Source organism: Dehalobacter sp. 12DCB1 (assembly GCF_004343605.1).
Lineage (GTDB): Bacteria > Bacillota > Desulfitobacteriia > Desulfitobacteriales > Syntrophobotulaceae > Dehalobacter.
Window position 1 is genome coordinate 42,434 of the sequence record NZ_POSF01000016.1, and the last position, 22,919, is coordinate 65,352.

19 protein-coding genes are annotated in these 22,919 nt (G+C 43.3%); 7 read left to right on the forward strand and 12 right to left on the reverse strand.

Annotation, left to right across the window (positions count from 1 at the left end; genetic code table 11):
• Positions 1 to 2: 2 nt before the first annotated feature.
• The 6 genes from C1I38_RS10645 (at position 3) to C1I38_RS10670 (ending at position 6,513) form a co-directional block, all read left to right on the forward strand.
• Positions 3 to 1,199, forward strand: coding sequence for an NlpC/P60 family protein (locus C1I38_RS10645; protein ID WP_119774695.1), 1,197 nt, complete (start codon positions 3 to 5; stop codon positions 1,197 to 1,199).
• 116 nt (positions 1,200 to 1,315) lie between these two features.
• On the forward strand, positions 1,316 to 1,795 hold the full coding sequence (locus C1I38_RS10650; RefSeq protein ID WP_119774694.1) for a DUF456 domain-containing protein: 480 nt from the start codon (positions 1,316 to 1,318) through the stop codon (positions 1,793 to 1,795).
• A 197-nt stretch (positions 1,796 to 1,992) separates the two neighbouring features.
• On the forward strand, positions 1,993 to 3,741 hold the full coding sequence (locus tag C1I38_RS10655) for an ABC transporter ATP-binding protein (protein ID WP_119774693.1): 1,749 nt from the start codon (positions 1,993 to 1,995) through the stop codon (positions 3,739 to 3,741).
• Positions 3,742 to 3,910: 169 nt separating this feature from the next.
• On the forward strand, positions 3,911 to 4,381 hold the full coding sequence (locus C1I38_RS10660; RefSeq protein WP_020492724.1) for a hypothetical protein: 471 nt from the start codon (positions 3,911 to 3,913) through the stop codon (positions 4,379 to 4,381).
• A gap of 88 nt (positions 4,382 to 4,469) precedes the next feature.
• Entirely contained in the window at positions 4,470 to 5,420 is a 951-nt protein-coding gene (locus C1I38_RS10665; protein WP_119774692.1) for a DUF4474 domain-containing protein, read from the forward strand.
• Positions 5,421 to 5,541: 121 nt separating this feature from the next.
• Positions 5,542 to 6,513, forward strand: coding sequence for a DUF4474 domain-containing protein (locus C1I38_RS10670; protein WP_119774691.1), 972 nt, complete (start codon positions 5,542 to 5,544; stop codon positions 6,511 to 6,513).
• Between the two features lie 68 nt (positions 6,514 to 6,581).
• On the opposite strand, the gene C1I38_RS10675 is transcribed toward C1I38_RS10670, so the two are convergent.
• Both C1I38_RS10675 and C1I38_RS10680 read right to left on the reverse strand, forming a co-directional pair.
• Positions 6,582 to 7,697 (reverse strand): DUF6765 family protein, encoded by a 1,116-nt coding sequence (locus tag C1I38_RS10675; RefSeq protein ID WP_119774690.1) that lies wholly within the window; start codon positions 7,695 to 7,697, stop codon positions 6,582 to 6,584.
• 91 nt (positions 7,698 to 7,788) lie between these two features.
• Complete coding sequence (locus C1I38_RS10680) at positions 7,789 to 8,553, reverse strand: MerR family transcriptional regulator (RefSeq protein WP_165904956.1); 765 nt, start codon at positions 8,551 to 8,553, stop codon at positions 7,789 to 7,791.
• A 152-nt stretch (positions 8,554 to 8,705) separates the two neighbouring features.
• Here C1I38_RS10680 and C1I38_RS10685 point away from each other — a divergent pair, with 152 nt between their 5' ends.
• Positions 8,706 to 9,191, forward strand: coding sequence for a rubrerythrin family protein (locus C1I38_RS10685; RefSeq protein WP_119774688.1), 486 nt, complete (start codon positions 8,706 to 8,708; stop codon positions 9,189 to 9,191).
• A gap of 570 nt (positions 9,192 to 9,761) precedes the next feature.
• Here C1I38_RS10685 and C1I38_RS10690 read toward each other — a convergent pair.
• The 10 genes from C1I38_RS10690 to C1I38_RS10735 all read right to left on the reverse strand — a co-directional run bounded on the left by C1I38_RS10690 (position 9,762) and on the right by C1I38_RS10735 (position 22,915).
• Positions 9,762 to 11,690 (reverse strand): MFS transporter, encoded by a 1,929-nt coding sequence (locus C1I38_RS10690; RefSeq protein ID WP_119774687.1) that lies wholly within the window; start codon positions 11,688 to 11,690, stop codon positions 9,762 to 9,764.
• Between the two features lie 36 nt (positions 11,691 to 11,726).
• Positions 11,727 to 12,152: a MarR family transcriptional regulator gene (locus C1I38_RS10695; RefSeq protein ID WP_243103634.1), complete on the reverse strand. Its 426-nt coding sequence runs from the start codon at positions 12,150 to 12,152 to the stop codon at positions 11,727 to 11,729.
• A 300-nt stretch (positions 12,153 to 12,452) separates the two neighbouring features.
• The gene (locus tag C1I38_RS10700; protein WP_119774685.1) at positions 12,453 to 13,205 is read right to left on the reverse strand and encodes an SDR family oxidoreductase; all 753 of its coding nucleotides are present in this window, start codon (positions 13,203 to 13,205) and stop codon (positions 12,453 to 12,455) included.
• Positions 13,206 to 13,237: 32 nt separating this feature from the next.
• Positions 13,238 to 14,116, reverse strand: coding sequence for an Hsp33 family molecular chaperone HslO (gene hslO, locus C1I38_RS10705; protein WP_026156568.1), 879 nt, complete (start codon positions 14,114 to 14,116; stop codon positions 13,238 to 13,240).
• 145 nt (positions 14,117 to 14,261) lie between these two features.
• Positions 14,262 to 15,830 (reverse strand): hypothetical protein, encoded by a 1,569-nt coding sequence (locus tag C1I38_RS10710; protein WP_020492734.1) that lies wholly within the window; start codon positions 15,828 to 15,830, stop codon positions 14,262 to 14,264.
• Positions 15,830 to 17,941: an MMPL family transporter gene (locus C1I38_RS10715; protein WP_243103630.1), complete on the reverse strand. Its 2,112-nt coding sequence runs from the start codon at positions 17,939 to 17,941 to the stop codon at positions 15,830 to 15,832. The genes C1I38_RS10710 and C1I38_RS10715 overlap by 1 nt, the downstream gene beginning before the upstream one ends.
• Before the next feature lie 4 nt (positions 17,942 to 17,945).
• Complete coding sequence (locus C1I38_RS10720; RefSeq protein ID WP_026156569.1) at positions 17,946 to 18,524, reverse strand: TetR/AcrR family transcriptional regulator; 579 nt, start codon at positions 18,522 to 18,524, stop codon at positions 17,946 to 17,948.
• Positions 18,525 to 19,039: 515 nt separating this feature from the next.
• Complete coding sequence (locus C1I38_RS10725; protein WP_020492737.1) at positions 19,040 to 20,005, reverse strand: cytochrome b/b6 domain-containing protein; 966 nt, start codon at positions 20,003 to 20,005, stop codon at positions 19,040 to 19,042.
• Between the two features lie 867 nt (positions 20,006 to 20,872).
• Entirely contained in the window at positions 20,873 to 21,400 is a 528-nt protein-coding gene (locus C1I38_RS10730; RefSeq protein WP_020492738.1) for a cob(I)yrinic acid a,c-diamide adenosyltransferase, read from the reverse strand.
• A 3-nt stretch (positions 21,401 to 21,403) separates the two neighbouring features.
• Positions 21,404 to 22,915, reverse strand: coding sequence for a cobyric acid synthase (locus C1I38_RS10735; RefSeq protein WP_020492739.1), 1,512 nt, complete (start codon positions 22,913 to 22,915; stop codon positions 21,404 to 21,406).
• Positions 22,916 to 22,919: the final 4 nt, after the last annotated feature.

The window sequence follows — 22,919 nt, forward strand, 5'->3', positions numbered from 1 at the left end:
TGATGCATTTTAAGCAGATCATTTGCGTGACCTTGACCTGCCTTAAAAAAATATCATGGAAATCACCGCGCCTGCTCGGTGGTTTATTTATTACTATGATATTGATCGGGTCATTTGCCTGTTACCTTGCTGCCCCAATGAATGCCATCGCTGTCTCTGTCAACGGAAAACAACTTGGACTGGTCTTCAGCCAAAATACCGCAGATACACTTATGATGTCTGCGACCAAAGAAGAACCTTACACAGTTACTTATGCCCATGTTACCGTAAGTAATGCCGATTACCTTCGTTCTACGCTGCGGCCGAACAATATTGAAGAAAAAATTAATCAACCCTACGCTGCCTATCAGTTCACCATCAATGGTACTGTGATTGCCGTTTTACCGGATGCTGGAGATATTGATCAGGTCTTAAAAGAGTTTCAGGCCTATTACGTGAAACCCACGAAAGATAATGTTGTGATATCTGCGACGATCGCCGAAGATGTCACATCCTCCAAAACGACTACTCAACTGTCCCAAATTCAATCGCCTGAACAGGTTTTAAAATCTTTAATTGACAATCATTCCCTTACTGTCATCTGTCAGGGAACATATACGGAAACCCAGAAAATCCAATATGATACCATCACCAAGAAGGATTATTCGCTCGGCTTTGGCAAAAAAGAAGTGATTACGGCAGGAAGTGACGGATCAAAGTCCGTAACCTATTCTTATGTCCAGAGCAACGGTAAATATTTAAAAAAGCAGGTTGTGAAGGAAACAATCCTCCAGGCCGCTGTGACTAAAGTGATTGCCGAAGGACCGACTGCCAAGCCAATCCTGGTTGCTTCCAGATCCGGCAGCTATTCAAATGTCGTGGATTATGCACTGGGCTATGTCGGATGCCCATATGTTTATGGCGGAATAAGCCCCGGCGGGTTTGACTGTTCCGGATTTACCCGCTATGTATACGCTGCGGCCGGTGTCTCCCTTCCCCATTCCTCTTTCGCGCAGTATGCTTCCGGTACCCCGGTTGGTAGAAATGAGCTGCAGCCGGGAGACCTTGTCTTTTTCTCGACCTATGCCCGGGGCGCCTCACACGTCGGTATTTATATCGGCGGAGGACAATATGTGCACGCCTTTAATTATTCAGCCGGCGTCGTGGTATCCAATCTAAGCGCTCATTCTTCCAGTTATCTTGGTGCACGAAGATATTAAAGGCTTTGTATCAATGTTTTTTCTTTCAATCCAGTATATTTATACGAGTAAGCAGCAAACATATGATTATCAGATGACGTATGGATGATCCTATCGGAAAATGGAGGGAAGGAAGAATGGATACGCTTGCTTTAATCATCGCGATTATTCTCTTTATTGTTGGTATTGTTGGAACCATTCTTCCCGTTTTGCCCGGCATCATTTTGATCTACGCAGGTATGCTGGTCTATGGCTTTATGACAGGCTTCACAACGTTAAATGCCTACTTTTTTATCCTGCAGGCCCTGGTCGTAATCCTGCTGTTCTTTGTGGATTATTTTGCCTCGGCTATCGGAACGAAACGCTTCGGCGGAAGCAAGCAAGCAGCCTGGGGCGCAGTGATTGGTACTATTCTGGGTTTGATCGTTCTTGGACCGCTTGGTATTATTCTCGGTCCGTTTTTGGGGGCGATTGTAGCCGAACTGATCCGCGGTACGGAATTAAAGAAGACAATCCGAATTGGTTTAGGTACACTGCTCGGTGTCCTTGGCGGTACAGCTGTTAAGATCGGTGCTGAAATCATTATGATTATCTATTTTTTCGTGCGCATCTATTAATGACTTTGCATAAATATTCTATAGAAAGCGCATTTCCCCTTGATTTTCTGACAGAAATATTAATTTCATTGTTTCCGCAGAATGGAATTTATCCGCTGATTTTTTCTTTTAATGAAATATGATATACTGTCCAAGAAAAGAATGAGATTCCTGCAAGTATTTGCAGGCTTTATTTTTAGAAAGCGTGGCTCTGCAGCATGAATATCCTGAACCGTTTTATTCGTTATTATAAGCCTTACCGCCTGTTGTTTTATACGGATATGCTTTGTGCAGTGATTGTCTCCGTCGTCGATCTGTCCTTTCCTCAAATCCTAAATCACTTAAACAAAAATGTTTTTACTCAAGGCAGAGAGGTGATCCTGCACAGCATCGGCTTTTTCGGCGCAGCATTGCTGACACTCTACATAATCCGCTACTTTTGCCAGTATTTCATCACTTGCTGGGGCCATATCATGGGAGCCCGAATGGAAGCCGACATGCGCAGGGATTTATTCACGCAGTTTCAACGGCTGTCTTTCTCTTACTACGACCAGAACAATACCGGTGAGCTGATGTCCAGACTAGTTAACGACCTTTTTGACATTTCCGAACTGGCTCACCACGGACCCGAGAATATATTTATTTCCCTCCTGAAGATTATTGGGTCATTTGTTTTGCTGATGCTGCTGAATGTGCCAATGACTCTTATCCTGCTCGCTGTCACAGCAATTATGGTGATTTTCAGTATTCAGCGTAACCTCAAGATGAAAGCGGTCTTCTTGGATAACCGAGTCAAAATTGCCAAGGTCAACGCAAGCCTTCAGGATAGTCTGGCTGGAATCCGGGTGGTCAAGTCCTTTGCCAACGAAGAAGCAGAAAAAATGAAATTCCAGAAAAGCAACCAGGACTTTTTGGTATCCAAAGCTAGCAGTTATAAAATGATGGGAGGTTATCATGCCTGGAATTCCTTCTTTTCCGGGCTTCTTTATATCGTCGTCATTGTCTCCGGCGGTTTGTCCATTGCCAACGGATCACTAACACTAACGGAACTTGTCATTTACCTGCTTTACATCAATATCTTTGTTCAACCCCTGGAAGTCTTGATTAATTTTACCGAACAGTTTCAAAAGGGTTTTGCCGGGTTTAAACGCTTTGTGGAAATTATGGAGACAAAACCTGATATTATTGAAAAAACAAACGCCCTGCCGCTGGAAAACGTCAAAGGCGAAATAGAATTTTCCAATGTTTCTTTTCGATACAACCTGGGTGATGATGTCCTCCAGAATGTCAGCATCCGAATTTCTACCGGGAAAAAAGTTGCTCTGGTGGGTCCCTCTGGCGGTGGAAAGACAACATTATGCTCCCTGCTCCCCCGTTTTTATGACGTTACTGAAGGGACCATTACGATTGACGGCATCGATATCCGGGATATCACACTGGAATCCTTAAGAAATGTGATCGGGATCGTGCAGCAGGATGTCTATATGTTCAGCGGTACGATCAAGGAAAATATTGCCTACGGCAAAGCGAATGCCTCCGACCTGGAAATCATTGAGGCTGCCCGCAGTGCTAACATTCATGAATTCATTATGTCTTTGGAACTTGGTTATGACACGTTCGTCGGTGAACGGGGCGTCCGGCTTTCGGGAGGACAAAAACAGCGTCTGTCGATAGCTAGGGTGTTTTTGAAGAACCCGCCGATATTAATCCTAGATGAAGCGACATCGGCATTGGACAATGAAAGCGAACGCTATATCCAGGAGTCTCTGTCCAAACTATCACATAAGCGAACGACGATCATTATTGCCCATCGTCTGAGTACCATTAAAAATGCTGACGAAATCATTGTCATTACAGATGAGGGCATCCAAGAAAGAGGCACTCACCGCCAGTTGATTAATCTTGACGGGATCTATGCCCGGTATTACAACATGCAGTTTGAAGGAAACGATACACAAGAACCTTAGCCGAAGTAAAGCAGATCAACGTAAACGATTCAACGTAATTATTGTCCATAAGCACTAATGATCGGTATGTTTTGCCGAAAAATTTTTGCAGAAAAATTTAACTTAATAATATTTTTGTTATTTGACAAAAATAAATTAGGTCATAATTGCTTATGGAGGTAAAGATAAAATGGATGAAAAAAACAAGATCATCTTAGCTTCTGCCAAAAAAGACATGGAAGTCAGTGAAGAAATCGGCGATCTAAGAAGTCAATTATCCGCAATGGAAAACACTATGAATCAGTTGAAACAAGTATCATTCAGTAACTTTTCTTCTCAGGGTAGTACAGTAAATCAGAACGAAATCATTCAGCAGAGCCAGCAGGCAGCTAATCAGCTGCAGCAGCAAATTCAGGGCTTCCGTAACCAGACCCAGCAGCAGAAACAGCAGGCAGATCAACAACTGCGACAAGCTATTCAAACGGCGATGACCGCTTTGACACAGGCCAATCAGCAAATCCAGGCTCACCAGGTACTGGAACAAATGGGTCAACTTATTGATCAGACTCAGGGCCAGTTATTTCAAATGAGCCAGCAGAGTCAGCAGGGTCAACAGCAGTATGGCCAGAGTATGCAGGGCCAGAGCAGACCGAGTCATTGATCTCAATTTATCAATACCCAGTATTTGCATACTGGGTATTTTTACATATTATATCCATATATTGGTATTTTATTAAGGAGGAAGTAAGATGTTATTATTTAACAGAAATGACTCATATTCCTATCACCAAAGCATGCAGCAATCAACCTGGGATAAGTCAGTAGTTGATACTGAGATAGGGTCTGATACAGTTGGCACCGGTAACGAAGACCTTGATGAAATCATTGAAATTGCCGGTTATTCTTATGATGTGAGTCAGGATATTTTTATCTCAAATATGAAGCCCTGGCAAAGGTATATCGGTTATTGCCGGCTTTTTGATGAGGCTGCCGCGCCGCTTGGCATGATTATCGACTGTGAACCCATAACCTTTGATTACCTGAACGAAAAGTGGATGATTGGCCTTTGGAAAGGTCAATATGATTTGGTCAGCGGCGGCGAAATTGGCCTGTATAAGTCAAACGGTCTAATTTATCAGTCAGTCGACGATAAAGAGCTTCTGAATATGTCATATACCATCAAAAAGAATGGTAAAGAACTATTCTCTAGAAAAGCAAAACATTGGTGGCTGACCGGATTCAAGCTCGGAGAATTTGCTGAGCCGGAGGAGTTGACAATGGATATCTGTCTCACATTGAAAGACGTTAATATGAGGAATGCTTTTCTGGCAGGAATGCGTAAAGCCGGCTACAATGAGTACGAATTAGCTGTACAAGATAACAGCGTAAGCTTCACGTTCGATATCCCCAAGACAGCCCAGCCCTGGACACGCACGCGATTGACCGATCAGCTGATTCAGCGCAAAAATAGATTCTTATGTGAAAAATTTCATGAAATAACCGGCTCTGAGGGCACCGTTCAGGAAAAACTCAAACTACTGGAAAAACAAAACCCTGGAATGTACAAAAAAGTAAAGAAAATTGGCAAACGTATCCCTTCGCTTGAATCTTGGATGGTAATTTTGATGACGACTCTGATTATTATCCTCTTCTTAAGAGCCAGTGCAGTCAGATTACAACGTTTAAGCATTGAATCTTAAAATTCTATTATCCTAAAAATCTTATCAATTACGGACAAACCTGTTCCAGAGTTTGTCCTTTTTACATAAAATGTCATTGTCAAATATTCTAAATAATTAATCTGTTTAAGGGGCGAATCCGATGTTATTTCACAAATTCAACGGTTCCATCCGCTATTCTATTCAAACCGGAATCTTCAACCCTGAAAACATGAAGAGTCTTACGGTTCCCGCTCAAGGTACCGGTGACCCAGATTTGGATCAGGTGATTGAAAATGCCGGTTATCGTTATGATCCGGAACAGGATATTTTTTACTCGACTTTAAATCCATGGCAAAGAAATGCCGGGTATTGCCGTATTTATGATGAGGTATCCGCTCCGACAGGTATGATTATTGATTGTGAACCGGTTTATTTTGAATATGACGGCAAGAAATGGATGATTTGTTTCTGGAAAGGTCAGTACGATCTGGTAACCGGCGGAGAGATCGGGATTTATACCGGGGCATTCCATTTTACGCTTCCGGGGATTTTCAGCGGAATGTTTTATAAATCTGCAGACAATGATGAATTGCTGCCGATGTCTTTCGTGTTAAGGAAGAATGGAAGTGTGCTCTTTACCCGATCGGAAAAACACTGGTGGCTGACCGGTTTTAAACTAGGCGAATTTTCCGATCCTTCAGAATTAACAATGAATATTAACCTTACTTTTCCAAATACAGCAATGCGGGACGCTTTTTTAAATGGTTTAAGAGATGCCGGATACAATGATCAGGAATTGTATTTTTTGGGGAATAACGTATCTTTTACTTTTGACAAGTCGCATACTGCCCAGCCAAGAACGCGTAAACCTATAACAGACCGGCTCATTCAGGCTAAAAATAAATTATTGTGCGACAAATATCAGGAAATCACGGGTCCCTACAATACAATCCAGGATAAAATGAAGGCGATCGAGAACCTGGCCCCGCAGTTGTATCAAACTGTATTAAGACTTGGAAAGAGCAAGGAATTCTATAAATTGTGGCTGAAGGTTTTAATCCTGGGTTTAGTTAGTCTTTTTGGTTACAGAAGAAGCAGAGAACTTTTCCAGCATCAAAAGATCAGTGGATAGGGACAGAAGGTCCCTTTTTTTTGCCCATTTTTAACCTCCTCCCCAACCTACCGCTTTTTATCTTTTCGTTATTTAGGAATAAACAGTCCGTATTGATGGCAGCATTCAAAGAATCTTTTTTTATACCATTTGACAGCCTGATAAAAATGGTGCCAGTCGGATTCAGCAAAATGATCGGCAAGAATCACATTGTTTACTCTCCTATTATTAAAGGTTTTGGGATCAAAATTTTGAAAAGCTTTTCTCAGCCATTCACTCTCCTGATAGACAATCCCCGACCATTCATTTTCCTGGAACATCCCGTGTTCAAGCATAAAGGCGATCCAGCCTTCCTCCCTATTTTTATCCGATGCTTTATTAATCGCCTGACTCATAAGTTTAGAGATATCGCCGAATTGATAATTTGGATCTCTGAATTCAGGATGTTTTTTTAAATAGATCTCAAGATATCTTTTAATTTTGGCCAAAGCCCGCTGATACCTTTCTTTGTTGTCAATCTCTACAACGGTGTACCTGCCCTCAAAAGCACCACTGCTATCATACTGGTATGACCAAACAAGGTAAGGGAGATCAGGAAAGGTCAAAGCCTGACCGTGTCCATACGCAGGGATAATACGGTCAAACATTTCATCATATTTTTCTCCGCACAACTGTTTAAATAAATACAGAATCAGGTCAGGTATTCCTAAGTAAACTTCATTGCGCGCTCCGCAATGATTAATATCATTCACTTTGCTGAGCATGCCGCTGAAACCCTGATGCGAAAAAGTATCGGCATAAGCATGCAGAACAATCCCAAGCTTGATCAGATTATTGTCGTCCAGGGCCTCATTTAAAAGTGCCAGGATCACCGGCGACTCCTCTTTACAGCGGAGTTTCTTCGTGAAGTTTTCTCCTTTGCAGCCAGGAACAAAATGAAAGGCACAGGTATTGTTGATCATTGCCTCGTAATTAAACGTTTTTATTTTAAAATAGGAATGACAGGTTGCCATATTTAAAAAAACGGCACGGTTATCAGAGCGATCAACGCTGACTTCCGGTGCCGGATTTTGAATCGTCATCAGATTAATTTTCGCGTCATCGACATATTGCGAAGCATAGGCAATTTTTCTGGAACTTTCCTTGTTGAACCCACATGACCTGCAAAAGGCCAAAAGCGCATAATAATGAATATCTCTTTTCAATAGAAGGCTCCTCCTTTGCCATGTCCATCTTGATCTTATACAAACCTTCAAGATAATATATGGAAATGGCAAAATGGAAGTGAACCTTTTTCTATTCCTTCATCCCGGTATAGATAAGAATCGCATCCCGTAAAAAGGCTGCCGTCCCAGGCTGCTTCTTATCATAGTAGGCTGTAAACCTTGGGTCATCAACATACATCTGTCCTAGACCGGCATGTGCTTCTTTGCTATATTCCTTCCAAAAATAGCTCAGCCAGTTACGGTGCAGCTCTGCGGCTTCCCGAGCAAGCCCGGAGCCAGGATCACCTGTTTGGTAAGCTGCTTCAAGCTTTTCTGTAATCATGACAGAAAGCCTAGTCATTTCTTCATACTCCTCAGGTTTCATGCCCTGAAATTTTTGATTGGACTGATCGATAACATCATCTCCATATTTTTGGCGGATTTCCTCGCCATAAGCTGCTTCATTTTCCTGAATCATCTTTTTCTTGAATCCTTCAAATTTTTCTTGGTCAGACATGGTCATTCTCCCTTCATAAGACGCAATTGTTTTCTCAATATTCACGATCAGACTTTCAAGCCGCGCTTTTTTTTGCAGCAGCTGTGAAAGGTGCTCCCGGAAGGCTTTTAGTTCATTAAAAGACGATGAATTGATCACTTCCTTAATCATTTCCAGCCCCATGCCCAGTTCACGATAAAACAAAATCTGCTGCAGCCTGTTTACTTCCGCCTGTCCGTATAGGCGATAGCCTGAAGAATTAATCCTGGCCGGCTTTAGAAGCTCCATTTGATCATAATACCTGATTGTTCTGGGGCTAATGCCTGCCAACCGGCTAAGTTTCCGTACCGAATATTCCACACCGCTCACCTCAAAGTTAGGATACACCTTGACGCTGCGTCAATGTCAAGGAAAATATTTTCGATACTTTTTGACAAATTAGGATATAACATTACAATTATAAGCTATTTATGGTAATATTATGAAAGCGAGAATAATAAGGAGGGATTTATATGACATCGCAAGACAATATGAAAGAATCTTTTGCAGGCGAATCTCAAGCTAACCGAAAATATACCGCTTTCGCTCAGAAAGCTGAAGAAGAAGGATATAACGGCGCTGCCAAGCTATTTCGGGCAGCAGCTGAAGCTGAAGCCCTGCATGCGTTAAGCCAGATGAAAGTGCTGGGTATGCTAAAATCAACAGAAGAGAATCTCAAAGCTGGAATTGATGGCGAAACTTTTGAATTTACAAAAATGTATCCGCGTTTTCTGGAAAATGCAAAAGACGAAGGCAATTCTGAAGCACAAAGAGTTTTTCACTTAGCCAACGAGGCTGAGAAATCGCATGCCGCCTTATACAAAGACGCACTTAAAGATTTAACCGCAGACAATGACTACTATTACTGCCAGGTCTGCGGCTATATCCATAAAAACGAAGCACCGGAAAAATGCCCCGTTTGCGGTGCACCTTCTTCAAGATTCAAGAATGTGCAATAAAAAGCCCAATCAAGAGCACTGCTACAACGCTGCCGACAATTTTGCCGGCAGCGTTTTTATTGTTTAATAGTAAACTCTGGGTTTACATCATGTAACCTAACTGCTCTTCGGCTATTGCGCCATCCATGGCGCAATAGCCGCGCTCCGCATCGTGCTCCGCTTGGCCGCAGATAGACTACATGACGTTATATTTCGGGTCCATTAAGCCATTATATAAAGGTCTCTCGTCGCTTATTTGCTGTTCTGAATGCTTTAAAATGGAATTAATGTTTTTTATATCAATGCCAGACACTTCATACTGCTGAATTCTCCAAATATTGTAGCCTTACACAGATATGGAGTCGAGCGTTAAGTGTCAGTGGCGTTAAGTGAGCAAAAAACGCAGCGTCAAGACATGCCAACAGTGAACATTCAAAAAAGCCCAGAGGTTTTGGCATGTTAGCGAGGATTTGTGCGAGTAGCCACGAAAACGTGCGAGCGGAATATCTGTGTAAGGCTACAATTACCCAAGAATATAAAAAGAAGCAACTCAAAATATTAATTCTATACATTTGCGGCTTGTGTTTAGCTCTATCCTTGCTTATTGACCGGTTTTCTTCGATAGAAACACAGGATGATCAAGCCAATCAGAGAAGAAATCGTAACTGTCAGATACACCTGCTTAAATCCAGTGTTTAAGGTTTTTTGGAATTCTGCTTCAATGACTGTGCTTCTCTGATCGATTTCCGTGAGATAATTTTGTTTGGCAGTCTCCAATGCTCCCGGGACAGCATTTTTTAAGACCGTCATTTTTGTTATCGTATCCTGAAAGGATACGTTTGACTGGGGCATCGATTCTACAGACGTAAGCGCATCAATTCCATTTTGTATCCCGGCCTGTATATTCGCAACCATATCCGGGGTCTTATCTGCAAAGAAGCTTTCTGCAAGCAGTTTGCTGTTCTCCGTGATGGTTGTTACATCAGAAGCTTTTACCTTATCCATTAGTTCATCGGAAATCTGATCGTTGCTGTTGCTGCTGTCCATATCTATTTCAATTTTTTCCGGAAATGAGAGGCTGGGCATAGCCATGCCTGCTAAATATTTCTTCATCATCGGGTTGCTTTTCATCCCATTGATTTCTGTTGTAAGTTCCTGTGCATAAGGTAGTTTTGGTATTGAGACTTCTTTGGGCAGCAGGTTCATCACATTATCTTGGACCGCGGCTCCGGCATGTGCCAGAAAACCAACCATGATTGCAGGCGCAATCGCCGTTCCAATCGAACGGACAAGTGACAAGGCCGCGAGTGCGGAATTGGACTCTTCATCTTTGGTATTTTCCAGCATCATATAGTTTAGTGGTGTTCCCATCGTAAAGCCCATACCAAGGCCCATGAGAACCAGACTGATGTTTACCGTCAACATACTGGGATGGTCAACTGTGACAAAGATTAGGAATAACGAGCCAACCACAGAGATCAAAAAACCGAGACCTAAAATCAGTTTAGGTCCGTATTGGTCAATCAGCTTTCCGGATACAGGAGCGCCAACTCCTGCAAACAAACCAAGAATGATGACAAAATAGCCGCCGCTTCCGGAAGCGATTTTCAATGAGTTTTCGGCAAACTGAGGTACAAAAATCATCCCCATCAACACAATTCCGGTAATAAAGGCAATGATAAAGGTGATAATGATCCGTGAGTTTGTAAAATACGATAAGTTCATCACCGGATCCTCTGCTTTTTTCTCAGCCAGGATAAAGAAAGGAATAAGAAGCACAAACAGGATCAGGAAAGGATAAACACTCATACTGATTAAAGTTGACTTGAAATCAAAGAAGTCAATATTCTTGAGTCCATACATTAAAGCGAGAATCATCACGGTCAGAATCAGGATTCCGCCGATATCAATTTTTTTGACATTGTCATTTCTGTTGTTTGGCAGATAGAGGAAGCCGACGATCAGGATAAACAGCGTGATCGGCAGATTCACATAAAAGATAAACCGCCAGTTACTGCTACCGAAGATATCCAGAATTGCACTGCCTGCCGAAGCACCGAAAATATTGGCAATCCCGTAGACTCCCCCAACCAGTCCCAGGGCCATCCCCCGTTTTTCCGGAGGAAAAGTCGTACCAAATTCAGCAGTCGCAACCGGAAGGATTCCCCCTCCGCCAAGCGCCTGGACAATTCTGGCTGCGAGCAGGACCGTAAAGCTGTTAAACTCCTGGGCTAAACCACAGAACAAAGAACCCAGACCAAAGAGAAAGATACTGGCAAGATAAATGTACTTGCGTCCGAACATATCGGCAAGTTTACCCATGATCGGGATACTGGCCGCATAAGCCAGGGTATAAATCGTAATCATCCAGATCCCGGTTTTCTCATCGACCAGCAAATTATTTTGAATAACTGTTCTGGCCGGTGTGACAATTCCCGTGTCAATCGCGCCCATAAAAATACCGAGCAGATATAGAATCATAATGAGAACGAAGCTGTTTTTTGTATTTGATTTGTTCAATTTTGCTTAACTCCCATCTTTAGATTTTTAATTGGTCTAAATTCTCTCGCATTCGTTGACGGCTTTCATGCTATTGGCGGCAATGACCGACATTATTTTTTGGAACTGTACGATGTCTTCTTCGTTAAGTCCTTCATAGATGGCTGTATGCCAGTCAGTCAGGATTTCCTGCATGTTGTCCATGATTTCCAATCCCCTTGGCGTTAGGGTTATCATTTTCTCGCGGTGGTTTTCAGGGTTTATCGTTCGATTCACATACCCTTTTTCTTCGAGCTTGCTTAAACTTTTGGCAACCGCACCCTTGTCAATGACGAAAAAAGTGGCAATCATATCTTGATTTACCTGACCGTTTTTAGATAAAAACATCAGAATTTCTTGTTCAGAATGCCCCAAATGATATTTACTCAACCTTCTCATTGAATAAATGCGATTAAACCGAAATATGACCGACAGGTCTTTCATTAGCAACACGAATCACCTCCCTATGTATAGTTGTCCTTGCAACTGTTGTGCTAACAACTATCTTATTCGTTTTTTTTATGTCTGTCAACAGACGCTCATCAATCCATCCATATAAAAATATTTGATAGCGTAGATAAGTACAATCTAAAGAATAAGAATAAAAAATAAGAATAACAAAATAACAAAAAATCCGTTGAAACAATATTTCAACGGCGGTGCATCAGTCAATATATTCAGTAAATATATTCAGTAAATATATTCAGTAAATATATTCGGTAAATATACTTGAAGCAAGGGTTTCTAAACAAATTTTTCTTTTTGCAGTTTATAGAGAAAATGCAATAGTATTTTTTGTGGCAGGATCTTCGTAAAGATAAAGGCAGCCTTCATCAATATCCCGGGAATAATCACCCTTTTATGTTTGAGCATTCGGTCAACCGTATACCTGGCTACATAAGGGCTGTTCAGCGCTTTTACCCCAAACGTGATCTTGGCGTTTTGTTCGAACTCGGTATGGACCGGCCCTGGACACAGTGCTCCTACATACACTTTGCTGTCCGTTTTTTGCAGCTCTTTATGTACAGCTTCCGTCAGTCTTAGTACATAGGCTTTCGAAGCATAATAAGTAGCCATCAAAGGCCCGGGTAAAAAGGCAGCCGAAGAAGCCACATTTAATATATACCCCCGGTTACGCTGCTTAAAGTCCTGCAGAAACAGCTTCATTAAGATATGAACTGCTTTGATATTGGTATGGATCAATTCCAATTCCTTGGCAAGGTCCGTCTGATCAAATTCGCCGTAGACAGCAAATCCCGCATTATTGATCAGCATATCGATCTCCTGATCCTTGACCAGATCGTAAAGACGGAAACAGGATTCCTCCTGGGCAAGATCGAGGCTGATCGTCTGGACATCACAGGAAAGCTCCTTCTTTAATTCTTCCAGCCTGTCAAGACGCCGTGCAACCAGGATTAAATCATACCCTTTCGTGCTCAGCACTCTGGCAATATCCCGGCCAATACCTGAACTGGCCCCTGTAATTAAGGCTTTCATATTCTTGATGTGTTCCTTTCTAGCGCTATGGTTTACTTTGCGGCATCCCTCAGCTTCTCAAGCTCCTCTTGCGAAAACAGATACATCTCATTGCAGAAATGGCACTGGGCTTCCGCCTGACCATCGGTTTGGATGATCTCCTCGATTTCCTCTTTGCCTAAACTGATCATCGCGTTGCCGATCCGCTCCTTGGAACACTGGCATCGAAATTTCACCGGCATTTTCTCAAGTACCTGAACATTATTTTTGCCTAAGATTTCTTCCAGCATTTCCTCCGGCGTAAACCCATGCTGAATCATCGTTGAGACCGGGGTAATTGTCTTAAGATGTTCTTCAATTTCAGAAATAGTCTCTTCAGCTGTTCCGGGCAATAGCTGGATAATAAAACCGCCGGAAGCCTGAATTGTATTATCGGGTGCAACCAAGACACCGAGTCCGACCGAAGAAGGAATCTGTTCGGATTTGACGAGATAATAGGTAAAGTCTTCCCCGATTTCTCCGGAGTATAACGGGACCTGCCCGGTAAAGTAATCCCGCATACCCAGGTCCTTAACAACAGACAATGTACCTTCAGAACCTACAGCTCCGCTGACATCTAATTTTCCTATTTGATTTAGATCCAAATGCGTTTGAGGATTGGTGACATAGCCCCTGACTTCCCCGTGCGCATTGGCGTCAACCAGGATAATACCCAACGGGCCGTTGCCTTCAATTTTGACAGTCAGTTGTTCATCGCCTTTGAGCATCGCCCCGAGCATTAGACCGGCGGTCAGAGTCCGGCCGAGTGCCGCCGATGCTGTCGGCCAGGTCTGATGCCTGCGCTGGGCTTCACCGACGGTTTCCGTCGTCAAAGCTGCGTAAGCGCGTACCTTGCCGTCATAACCCAAAGCCTTAACCAAATAATCGTTCATTTCAATCTCCTTATCCATCGTTAAATTAATCTTCAAGGACAAACAAAAGGCTGAAGAAATTGTCATCAGCCTTAGAAAAAGCTTTTTTAACACCGTCACTATTAGATCATAATTAGCACGAAAGTTCAATATTCTTCGAAAAAAATCAACGAAATAGATTGATAAAACGCTCCCAGAACGATAGCCTTTCTGGCTCCGTGACTGTGGCTTTTTCATCTGCTGCAGCTTTCAAATCCGGGGTCCGGATAACAAACTGAATACTTCGCGGGGAAATCTGCGAGGACACAAAAGATACCGGTTTTATCTCATTCCCGCTGGCAAATGAAAGTGTTTCCAGCAATCCGGAAGCTTCGTCAATACCGTTTTTAAATTGCTTTTGCCCGTCTATCAATTTTTGAACCTGATCAGGCAAAACCGCTGAACTGGATACTAGCTGATTGAAGCCGCCGGTTATCGCAGCTGTACTGTTGGCCAGTGCCACAGCACCTGTTTTTAATTCCGCCCCCTGCTGGGCAAATTGATCCAAACCTGTTGAGAAATCAGTCATTCCCTTGGCGGACTGGGTTACACCTGCTGTATAGCCGGACAGGCCGGCACCATATTGGGATAATTGAGCCTTCATGGTTCCTATCTGCTGAAGATAAGCCTGCTTTTGTTCAGCGGGCAGAGCATTCAGCAATGGCGTTAATTGATCCATTATGGCAGTTACACCGGAGGAAAGGTTGGTATACTGGGCTGCAAGTTCCTGTCCCTGCTGGGAAAGCTGAACCGTACCGCTGCTGATCTGCTTAAACTGCGCCGCAAGACTCGATGCTCCGGCTGAATATTCTTCAATCCCTTGACGCATCATGCCGGCTCCCTGCTGAAGTTGGGCAGAGCCCAAAGCAATACTTGCCATGCCTTTATTCAATTCGATTAAACCGGCCTTCAGTTTCTCCGTACCGGAAACAATTTGCCCGGCTCCGCGTGACATTTGCGTTATACTTCCGGTATCCATGTTAAGATTCAGGAAATTGGAACTGTCAAAATAGGAACAGGTCATCGTCATGGACGCCATCTGGAATTTTTCAGTATCATAAACCACTGTATATTGAGCAGTTTTCTGCGGAAGCACCATATAGGCCAACGTCAGGGTCTTGCCGGAAATCATGGCGGAAGTGCCTGATGAAGAAAGAATCGTATTTTCATCCAGATCCAGCGGCAGCTGGATCTGACAAAGATAGTTTTCTCTGTAATACGCTTTGGCTTCAGCATTTGGCTGAACTTTGAGCGTGATTTCAATCCTTCCTTCTTTGCCGACAATGTCTTCGGGCTTAACCTCATGGCCGTTCAGCCGATAGGTAATACGAAACGTAAACGGCAGTTCCCCCTTCGTCAGTTTGCCCTGATAGTAGAAGCCTTTGTCCCGCGCCGGCAGCTGCCAGGAAATTTTGCCATCGGCGAGTACAGGAGCTTCACTGCCGGAAAGGTTGGTAATCGAATCGTAGACACCGTAGTCCAGGTAAATGCCGGACTCAGGCGTTTCGATCCTATTGACGACTGTAATACCGGAAATACTCCCATCCATTTTCAGGTCCGCATAAACGGTCTCATCTTTGACAACGGCCATATTGCGGTTGCTTGCCGTGCTCTCCGTATCTGAAGCAGATGCGGATAAAGAGAATACAGGAATCAGCAGCATTACAGTCAGAAAGCATGCGATCGGTTTTTTCATCAGATTGTCTCCTCTCTCTCACTTTCTTTCACAGAGAAAGTGGTCTTCATGATGATTTTATCAAACGTCATCAGCAGCACCGGCAGCAAAACAAGAACCATCAGTCCCGACAGTGCAGCTCCTCTGCCCAGCAAAATTCCAATATCGCTGATTGCTTTAATCTGGGAGAGCAGTCCTTCCGCAAAACCCGCCACGGCAAGAATCAGAGCTGAGATCATCACTGTGTTCCCGGCAGTATTCAACGCAGACAGCACCGCATCTCTGGGTTTTTGCGTCTTCCTGAATTCGAGATAGCGGTTGGACATCAGGATCCCATAATCGATTGTTGCGCCAAGCTGGATGGAACTCACCACCAGATAGCCGATAAACACCAAGCTTGATCCCTGAAAATAGGGGATACCCATGTTGATCCAAATCGAAGACTCAATAACGCTGATCAGCAGAATCGGAACAGAGATGGAACGGAAGGTCAGTAGAATAATCAGACCCACGGAAAGAATTGAAAAAAGGTTAACTGTACGCGTATCATGTTCAACCGTATTCTTAATATCGGCAATACTGGTGGCATTCCCCGCGGCATACCATTCGTCAGGGTAATACTTCTGCACCGACTGCTCGAGTTCGGCAACGGCTTTGGAAGTCTCGGGCTTTTCACCGGTAATGTTCATCAGAACGATCATCCGGGTATAATGTTCTGACAGGAACATATCCTTAACGCTTTGCGGCAGTAAAGAACGTGGTACAGCAGGATCTGCCAGCGTAACCAGGGTCTGAACATCGCGGATATATTTCTGTTTCTTCAGTTCCTCGGCCAGCTGAATTTCCGAGGAAATATCATCATTTGGTATAAGTACAACGACAGGATTATAGACGCCGAAGCGGCTTTCAATGTTCTTTCTTTCCTCGGCAATGGTTCCCTCACTGGAACTTCCGGAAGTATTGCCATATAAAAAGTCGGTATTCTTTTGTGCCAGGAAAGACGGAATAATAACGATCACAGCCAGGGCAAACAGCAGATATTTTACTTTAATTGCACCAAGTCCTATCTTCTTAAAAGGGGGAACGAGTGGTCTATGCCGGGTTTTATCAATCGTTTTGTGGAAGATCGCAATCAGAACCGGCAGCAAAATGATCACACTGATATAGCTCAGACAGATTCCTTTAATCAGTACCAGTCCAAGATCTTTCCCGATCCCGTACTGCATAAACAGCAAGGCTAAAAAACCTGCTACAATCGTCAGTGCGCTCGCCGAAATAGACGATAATGTATTTTTTACTGCTTTGATAATTGCAGGAACAAACGCTGCCCCGGCATCCCTTTCCTCTAGATAGCGGTGGCAAAGAAACAATGAAAAATCCATCGAAATGGCGAATTGCAGCACCGCGGCAATTGAATTCGTGATAAAGGATATGTCAGGGAAAAAAGCATTCGTTCCGGCATTGATAATCACGGAAATACCAATGACGGTTAAATAGAGCAGCGGTTCTATCCAGGAGTAACATGCCAACATCAGGATGAGGACGCAGAGCGGAATAACGATGATCATGATCTTGGACATTTCCGAGGCCAGTACTTCCCGCATATGGCTTGAATCTTCAGCTTCCCCCGTGATACTAGCCTTTTCGCCTAAGGAACCCCGGATCGTCTTCAGGGCATCCCCTGTTTCCGAGGCATAATCCCCCTGCGCAAATTCAACCTGGAATAAGGCCGCACCATCTTTGTAGTAACTATCCAGATAATCCTGGGAAATAAAGGATTCAGGGACTGTGATATCTGTGACATCGTCCAGCCAGATTACGTTTTTTACACCCGGAACCTCTTTGATTTTTTCCTTGGCAAGCGCGGCCTCTTGGATAGAAACATTTTCTACCATGACCTGAGCAGTTCCCGGATAACCAAATTCCTTGTCCACAAGTGTAATCGCCTGCTTGGTCATGGAGTGACCCGGCAGATATTCCGCCAAATCATAGTTGACTTTAATACTGGGTACAAGCGCAATGCTAACGATGATAATAGCCAGATAGGTCAATAAAACCGCCCGTTTATGGGCAATAAGAAACTTCACAAGCTTTTCTATAAGCAGCTGCATACCCGTACCATCCTTTACCATTCTTTTAAATCCTCTTTTGAATATCCCCAATAATCAATAAAAGGAACTTGTTCAGCAGATTGGCCAGACGTACTTCATCCCCGCCATACTTATTAAAAATATTGATGATACCTTCAATAAGCGCCACGGCCAGGGAATCGGCAAGCAACATATCGCTGCCGGGCTTGGAACTGCTTAGGAACAAATCGTTTTCCAGACGCTGCTTGACAAGCTCAATCAGTTCCGCCTTTATATTTTCGTATTTGGAACCTGCAACATTCTTCATCAGAATCAAAAACTGCGTTCTGTTATCCAGAAACACCTTGGTCATCGCTTCCGTGACATAAGTAATGCTTTGCGTCGACAGGTTGCTCTTATCGGATATGTTAATGAATACCAATTTCCGAAGCTGTTCTATGGTAGACTGAAGAATATTATCGAGCAGGTCATCCTTGCCGGAAAAATAGGAGTAAATATTCCCTACGGTAATCCCGGCTTGCTGCGCAATATTCCGCATTGAGGAATGACGGTAGCCTGAGACGAGAAACTCCTCTTCCGCAGCCTCAATGATCCTTTTTTTGATTTCTTCTTTCGGCACTTGCATAAATAAACACCCATTCATTATTCTTTTTTCTAGTATACCGCGCTCAAAATTCAGTTGTCAATATTAAACATAAGTTCATTTATACTGCGCTGTTCTTATTCTATGTTGCCGTATCCCGGATATGTATTTGTTTGCTCATCATGTTTTCTTCAGATTCAGCCTCTAAGTTAAATAAAAAGCCAGCTAAATTATTATGGTTTGAGCTTGCGCTGGTTAGACATTGCATAGCCTAATCTTTACGGGCTCTTTGAGCCTGCATTTGCTATATTTCGGGTATGAAAATAGGGCTGTTGCTCACGAATGATTACGTTCGTTTGCAACGGCCCCTTACTTCGTTTTGCTTAGTTTCGCTTCGTTCTTGTTTAGTCTTCCTTCTTTAGCTATGGCAGTTTTTCAGTTAAAAGTTTTTTCCTGAATCAAAGGATCAAAAAAACCAGGATTTTCTCCTGGCTTTTAACGGTTGAATTCAATCCCTGAATTCAATCTATATTTTTCCCTTCAGCGTTATTGTTCGCTTATATCCCATAAAGTTCCTGATAGTCCTGTTCTGCCACCCTTATCTCCCGTTGGGCCTTATCGCATTGCGGATACAAAAGAGAGCAGTTTTTATGGCAACCGTTACAGTGCAGCTGGGACAAGTATTCATCAAGACTGATTTTTTCTTCCGGACCGGTAGTATCACCAACAGTTGCATCCGTAGCGGCATCATTTGCCGAACCAATAGCATCAGCGTCTTCTGATTTATCATTGCCAATCGTCATATCCCCGGTAATACTGCCTCCATTATCACGATTGTCAGAAACTGAATCCCCCGAATAGGTTCTGTTTTCATTATATTGACTTTCCATTGGGGAGTCCGTCCTGTTTTGGGATGTACTTGGCGATGTCGTGATCTGGGTCTCTGCAATTTTGCCTAATTGATTCTCATCGCTTGTCGAAACTGTTGAAAGAACCCGGGTATACAACATGACGATTAGCAGGCACGCCGCACCAAGGCGAACCAGTGTTTTCCTGACATTACGCTCTTTTAGGCATATGATGATCCTGCCGACTGATTTCACAAAATAGCTGGCATGAATCGCCAGATGCGTGATCAAGAAGCCCAGACAGATGTACGATGTCCATTTATGGATCAAATAGATCCATTCACCATGCGTCGTATCCGAAGGAAACAAAACCTTCGATATCAATACCCCCGTAGTCACGATGATCAAAATACTGATGAAGATTGCAAGGTTTAAAGCATATTTCATCTTTACGGAAACTGCGGTCCTGTTTCTAAGCTTGTTTTGCCATAGATTCAACGTTGTATTTTTGACCCAGGCCCAGTTTAACAGAATATGGATACCAAAAAGAGCAAAAATAAATAGCCCTGCAATCTCATGAAAAGCTAATCCGGTTCCAAAAGCATCCAACAGAAACACAAAAAGTATGCTCATCGCAATATCCAATACAATCTTTGTTACTAATTTGCTGCTCATTCAACCCTCACCTAACTGTTATGTATTCGTATCATTTCTAATCCTATAATTCTTATCTTGCTATGTATTCTATACGGCTCCTGTGTTGATTTTATGGCAAAAATATGACAATTTCATGAACAATCTGCATAGGAATAATACCGCCGAAAGGCGGTATCGTAATAAATGATGCAAATTGCATTTTAAATTGATTCTACCCACTAAATTCTATATTACTCGAGGCCAATAATGGCTTTAATAACCACAAATTTTTTTACGTAGAAATCTTGAATGACAGTTTTTTGCCCGTGAGGTCCTTTCTTAAACGTACGCTCTTGTTGACACACAAAATAAACGGCCTCTTCGCATTGATCGAAGAGGCCTTAAGTGTATAACCCGCAAAATTCCTCATGAACACAAACAGTCGATTTTACTCGAGTCACCTACTTTAACCTAAACACGTGGAATCATAAATCGGGACTTATGCTACTTCCTCTACACCTTTCTCAAGAATCACCCGGATAATGGGGTCTAGAAATGGAGCCTGGTGAAAACCTAAGGTCAAGGCAACACAATCATTTACCGGAACAACATACTTGTGAACCTGAAACGTTAACTGGAAATCGATGGACCTTAAACACGAATCTCAACGGAAACTGAGGAATTTTGCGAGAAACTAATCTGAATAAATAAAGCCAACCCTGAAGGTGGCTTTGAATCCGTCCGGCAACATCCCATACATCCCTCTGACCTGTGCCACGAATTCCAACCTGACCTGTCAGCAAAAGGTAACACTGTATGTTTTTAACCATCATGTATTATATTTTCTGATTTTAGTATAAAGCGGAGACCGGATTCTTGTCAAGATGGAATCGAGGCTGTAAAATATTACCGTTCAATGCCGAGACGCGCTTTGATCCCTTTATCATAAGGATGTTTAACCTTCTTGATCTCAGAGACATAGTCGGCTAGATCAAGAAGCTCCTCCGCAGGCCCCCGTCCGGTCAGCACAACCTCAAGCCCTTCAGGTTTCGTCCGCAAAAATTCAAGCAGAAACACACGGTCAATCAGGTCATAATTATAGGAGGCTACTGCTTCATCAAGAATCAGCAAATCGGCTTGGCCCTCACGGCACGCTGAAACCGCCTGCTGCAGGATCTTATTATAAACGGTCCTGCGTTGCTCCTTCTGCTCATTTGTTTCCTGATTATAGAAACTGAAGGATTCTTCACCGCGCAAAAATGTTATCCCCGGAATTTTCTCCAGGGTATGTAGTTCTCCAGTATCCTGGCTTTTTAAGAACTGGACGATCAATACCCTGCGCCCTCTGCCTGCACACCTCACTGCCAGACCGAGAGAAGCGGTCGTTTTTCCTTTGCCATCCCCGCAGTAAATATGAATAAGACCTTTTTTCATCGATTATACACCTGCCTCCAAAATATTTACGATCGCAGCCATGTCGACGTGTTTCCGGATTTCATCCGCCAATCGGTCATACTGCTGCTCTTTATACTGTTTATAGCTTAACCGTTTAAGACTGGTTGAATCCAACCCCTTTTTATTTAACAGACATTTGGCAATCGCTACAGCGACCCCTTCTTCATCAAAGATGCCATGAACATAGCTGCCCATAATATTCCGTTTCCGGACGCCTTCTGTCTTTTGTACCTGAAGGCCTGACTCGATGTCGATATGCGTCAGAGGCTCGGTATCCCCAGTTTCTGTCACGCCCATATGAATTTCATAACCGTGAAAACGGATCGCGGATAATCCGGCAAGAACACCGTCAAGCTGACTGAACTTGCCTTCTACCTGCGTCCTGGTCTTCTGTTTGGAGAATATTGTTTTCATATCCAACAAACCCATTCCTGCGAGACTTCCACCCTCTTCTACGCCAAAAGGATCTTCCAGCGTTTCGCCAAGCATTTGGTAGCCTCCGCATACCCCAAATACAATGGTTTCCCCGTCAGCAGCCTGCTTTTTAATCTTTGCTTCCAGACCGCTCTGACGCAGCCACAACAAGTCAGCCATCGTATTTTTTGTCCCTGGCAGGATGATCATATCCGGATTCTTCAGCTCGGCCATGGATTTCACATAGCGCAGGGAAACTCCGGGAATCAGTTCAAAAACGTTAAAATCGGTAAAATTGGACATCCTTGGCAGCCGGATCACTGCAATATCTACTGCTTGCACTGTTTTGTCCACAGCAATTCTTTCGGATAAACTATCTTCATCTTCAATGTCGATATTCAGATATGGAACGACACCGATGACCGGAATATTGACTTTTTCTTCAATCATCCGCAGCCCGGGCCTTAAGATTTCTACATCTCCGCGAAATTTATTAATCACAATGCCTTTGATCATTTTCCTTTCATCTTCACTTAAAAGCATCACCGTACCGTAAATGGATGCAAAAACGCCGCCCCTGTCAATATCGGCGACAAGCAGCACCGGAGCTTTAGCCATTTTGGCCATCCCCATATTGACGATATCATCCTCCTGCAAATTAATCTCTGCAGGACTGCCTGCTCCTTCAATGACAATAACGTCATTGTTCTGGTCAAGCGTCTGGTAGGACGCCATAATGTTGGGAATAAGCTTCGTCTTATATTTAAAATAATCTGCTGCATTCATATTGCCCAACACTTCACCGTTGACAATAACCTGCGAGCCCTGATCATTTGTCGGTTTCAAAAGGATCGGATTCATCAGGACACTGGGCTCCTGCCCGGCAGCTTCTGCCTGGACGACCTGCGCTCTGCCCATCTCCAGCCCTTCTTTGGTTATGTAGGAGTTCAACGCCATATTTTGGGATTTGAAGGGGGCTACCTTATAACCTGCCTGTTTAAAAACACGGCACAGACCTGCCGTGAACAAGCTTTTTCCGGCATTGGACATTGTTCCCTGAACCATGATTGATTTGGCCATCGTG

What these genes read in the sequence shown, in the direction of transcription:
- C1I38_RS10645 (WP_119774695.1), top strand. Translation starts at nt 3, where the DNA reads ATGCATTTTAAGCAGATCATTTGCGTGACCTTGACCTGCCTTAAAAAA.
- C1I38_RS10650 (WP_119774694.1), top strand. Translation starts at nt 1,316, where the DNA reads ATGGATACGCTTGCTTTAATCATCGCGATTATTCTCTTTATTGTTGGT.
- C1I38_RS10655 (WP_119774693.1), top strand. Translation starts at nt 1,993, where the DNA reads ATGAATATCCTGAACCGTTTTATTCGTTATTATAAGCCTTACCGCCTG.
- C1I38_RS10660 (WP_020492724.1), top strand. Translation starts at nt 3,911, where the DNA reads ATGGATGAAAAAAACAAGATCATCTTAGCTTCTGCCAAAAAAGACATG.
- C1I38_RS10665 (WP_119774692.1), top strand. Translation starts at nt 4,470, where the DNA reads ATGTTATTATTTAACAGAAATGACTCATATTCCTATCACCAAAGCATG.
- C1I38_RS10670 (WP_119774691.1), top strand. Translation starts at nt 5,542, where the DNA reads ATGTTATTTCACAAATTCAACGGTTCCATCCGCTATTCTATTCAAACC.
- C1I38_RS10685 (WP_119774688.1), top strand. Translation starts at nt 8,706, where the DNA reads ATGACATCGCAAGACAATATGAAAGAATCTTTTGCAGGCGAATCTCAA.
- C1I38_RS10695 (WP_243103634.1), bottom strand. Translation starts at nt 12,152, where the DNA reads ATGAAAGACCTGTCGGTCATATTTCGGTTTAATCGCATTTATTCAATG.
- C1I38_RS10700 (WP_119774685.1), bottom strand. Translation starts at nt 13,205, where the DNA reads ATGAAAGCCTTAATTACAGGGGCCAGTTCAGGTATTGGCCGGGATATT.
- hslO (WP_026156568.1), bottom strand. Translation starts at nt 14,116, where the DNA reads ATGAACGATTATTTGGTTAAGGCTTTGGGTTATGACGGCAAGGTACGC.
- C1I38_RS10710 (WP_020492734.1), bottom strand. Translation starts at nt 15,830, where the DNA reads ATGAAAAAACCGATCGCATGCTTTCTGACTGTAATGCTGCTGATTCCT.
- C1I38_RS10715 (WP_243103630.1), bottom strand. Translation starts at nt 17,941, where the DNA reads ATGGTAAAGGATGGTACGGGTATGCAGCTGCTTATAGAAAAGCTTGTG.
- C1I38_RS10720 (WP_026156569.1), bottom strand. Translation starts at nt 18,524, where the DNA reads ATGCAAGTGCCGAAAGAAGAAATCAAAAAAAGGATCATTGAGGCTGCG.
- C1I38_RS10725 (WP_020492737.1), bottom strand. Translation starts at nt 20,005, where the DNA reads ATGAGCAGCAAATTAGTAACAAAGATTGTATTGGATATTGCGATGAGC.
- C1I38_RS10730 (WP_020492738.1), bottom strand. Translation starts at nt 21,400, where the DNA reads ATGAAAAAAGGTCTTATTCATATTTACTGCGGGGATGGCAAAGGAAAA.
- C1I38_RS10735 (WP_020492739.1), bottom strand. Translation starts at nt 22,915, where the DNA reads ATGGCCAAATCAATCATGGTTCAGGGAACAATGTCCAATGCCGGAAAA.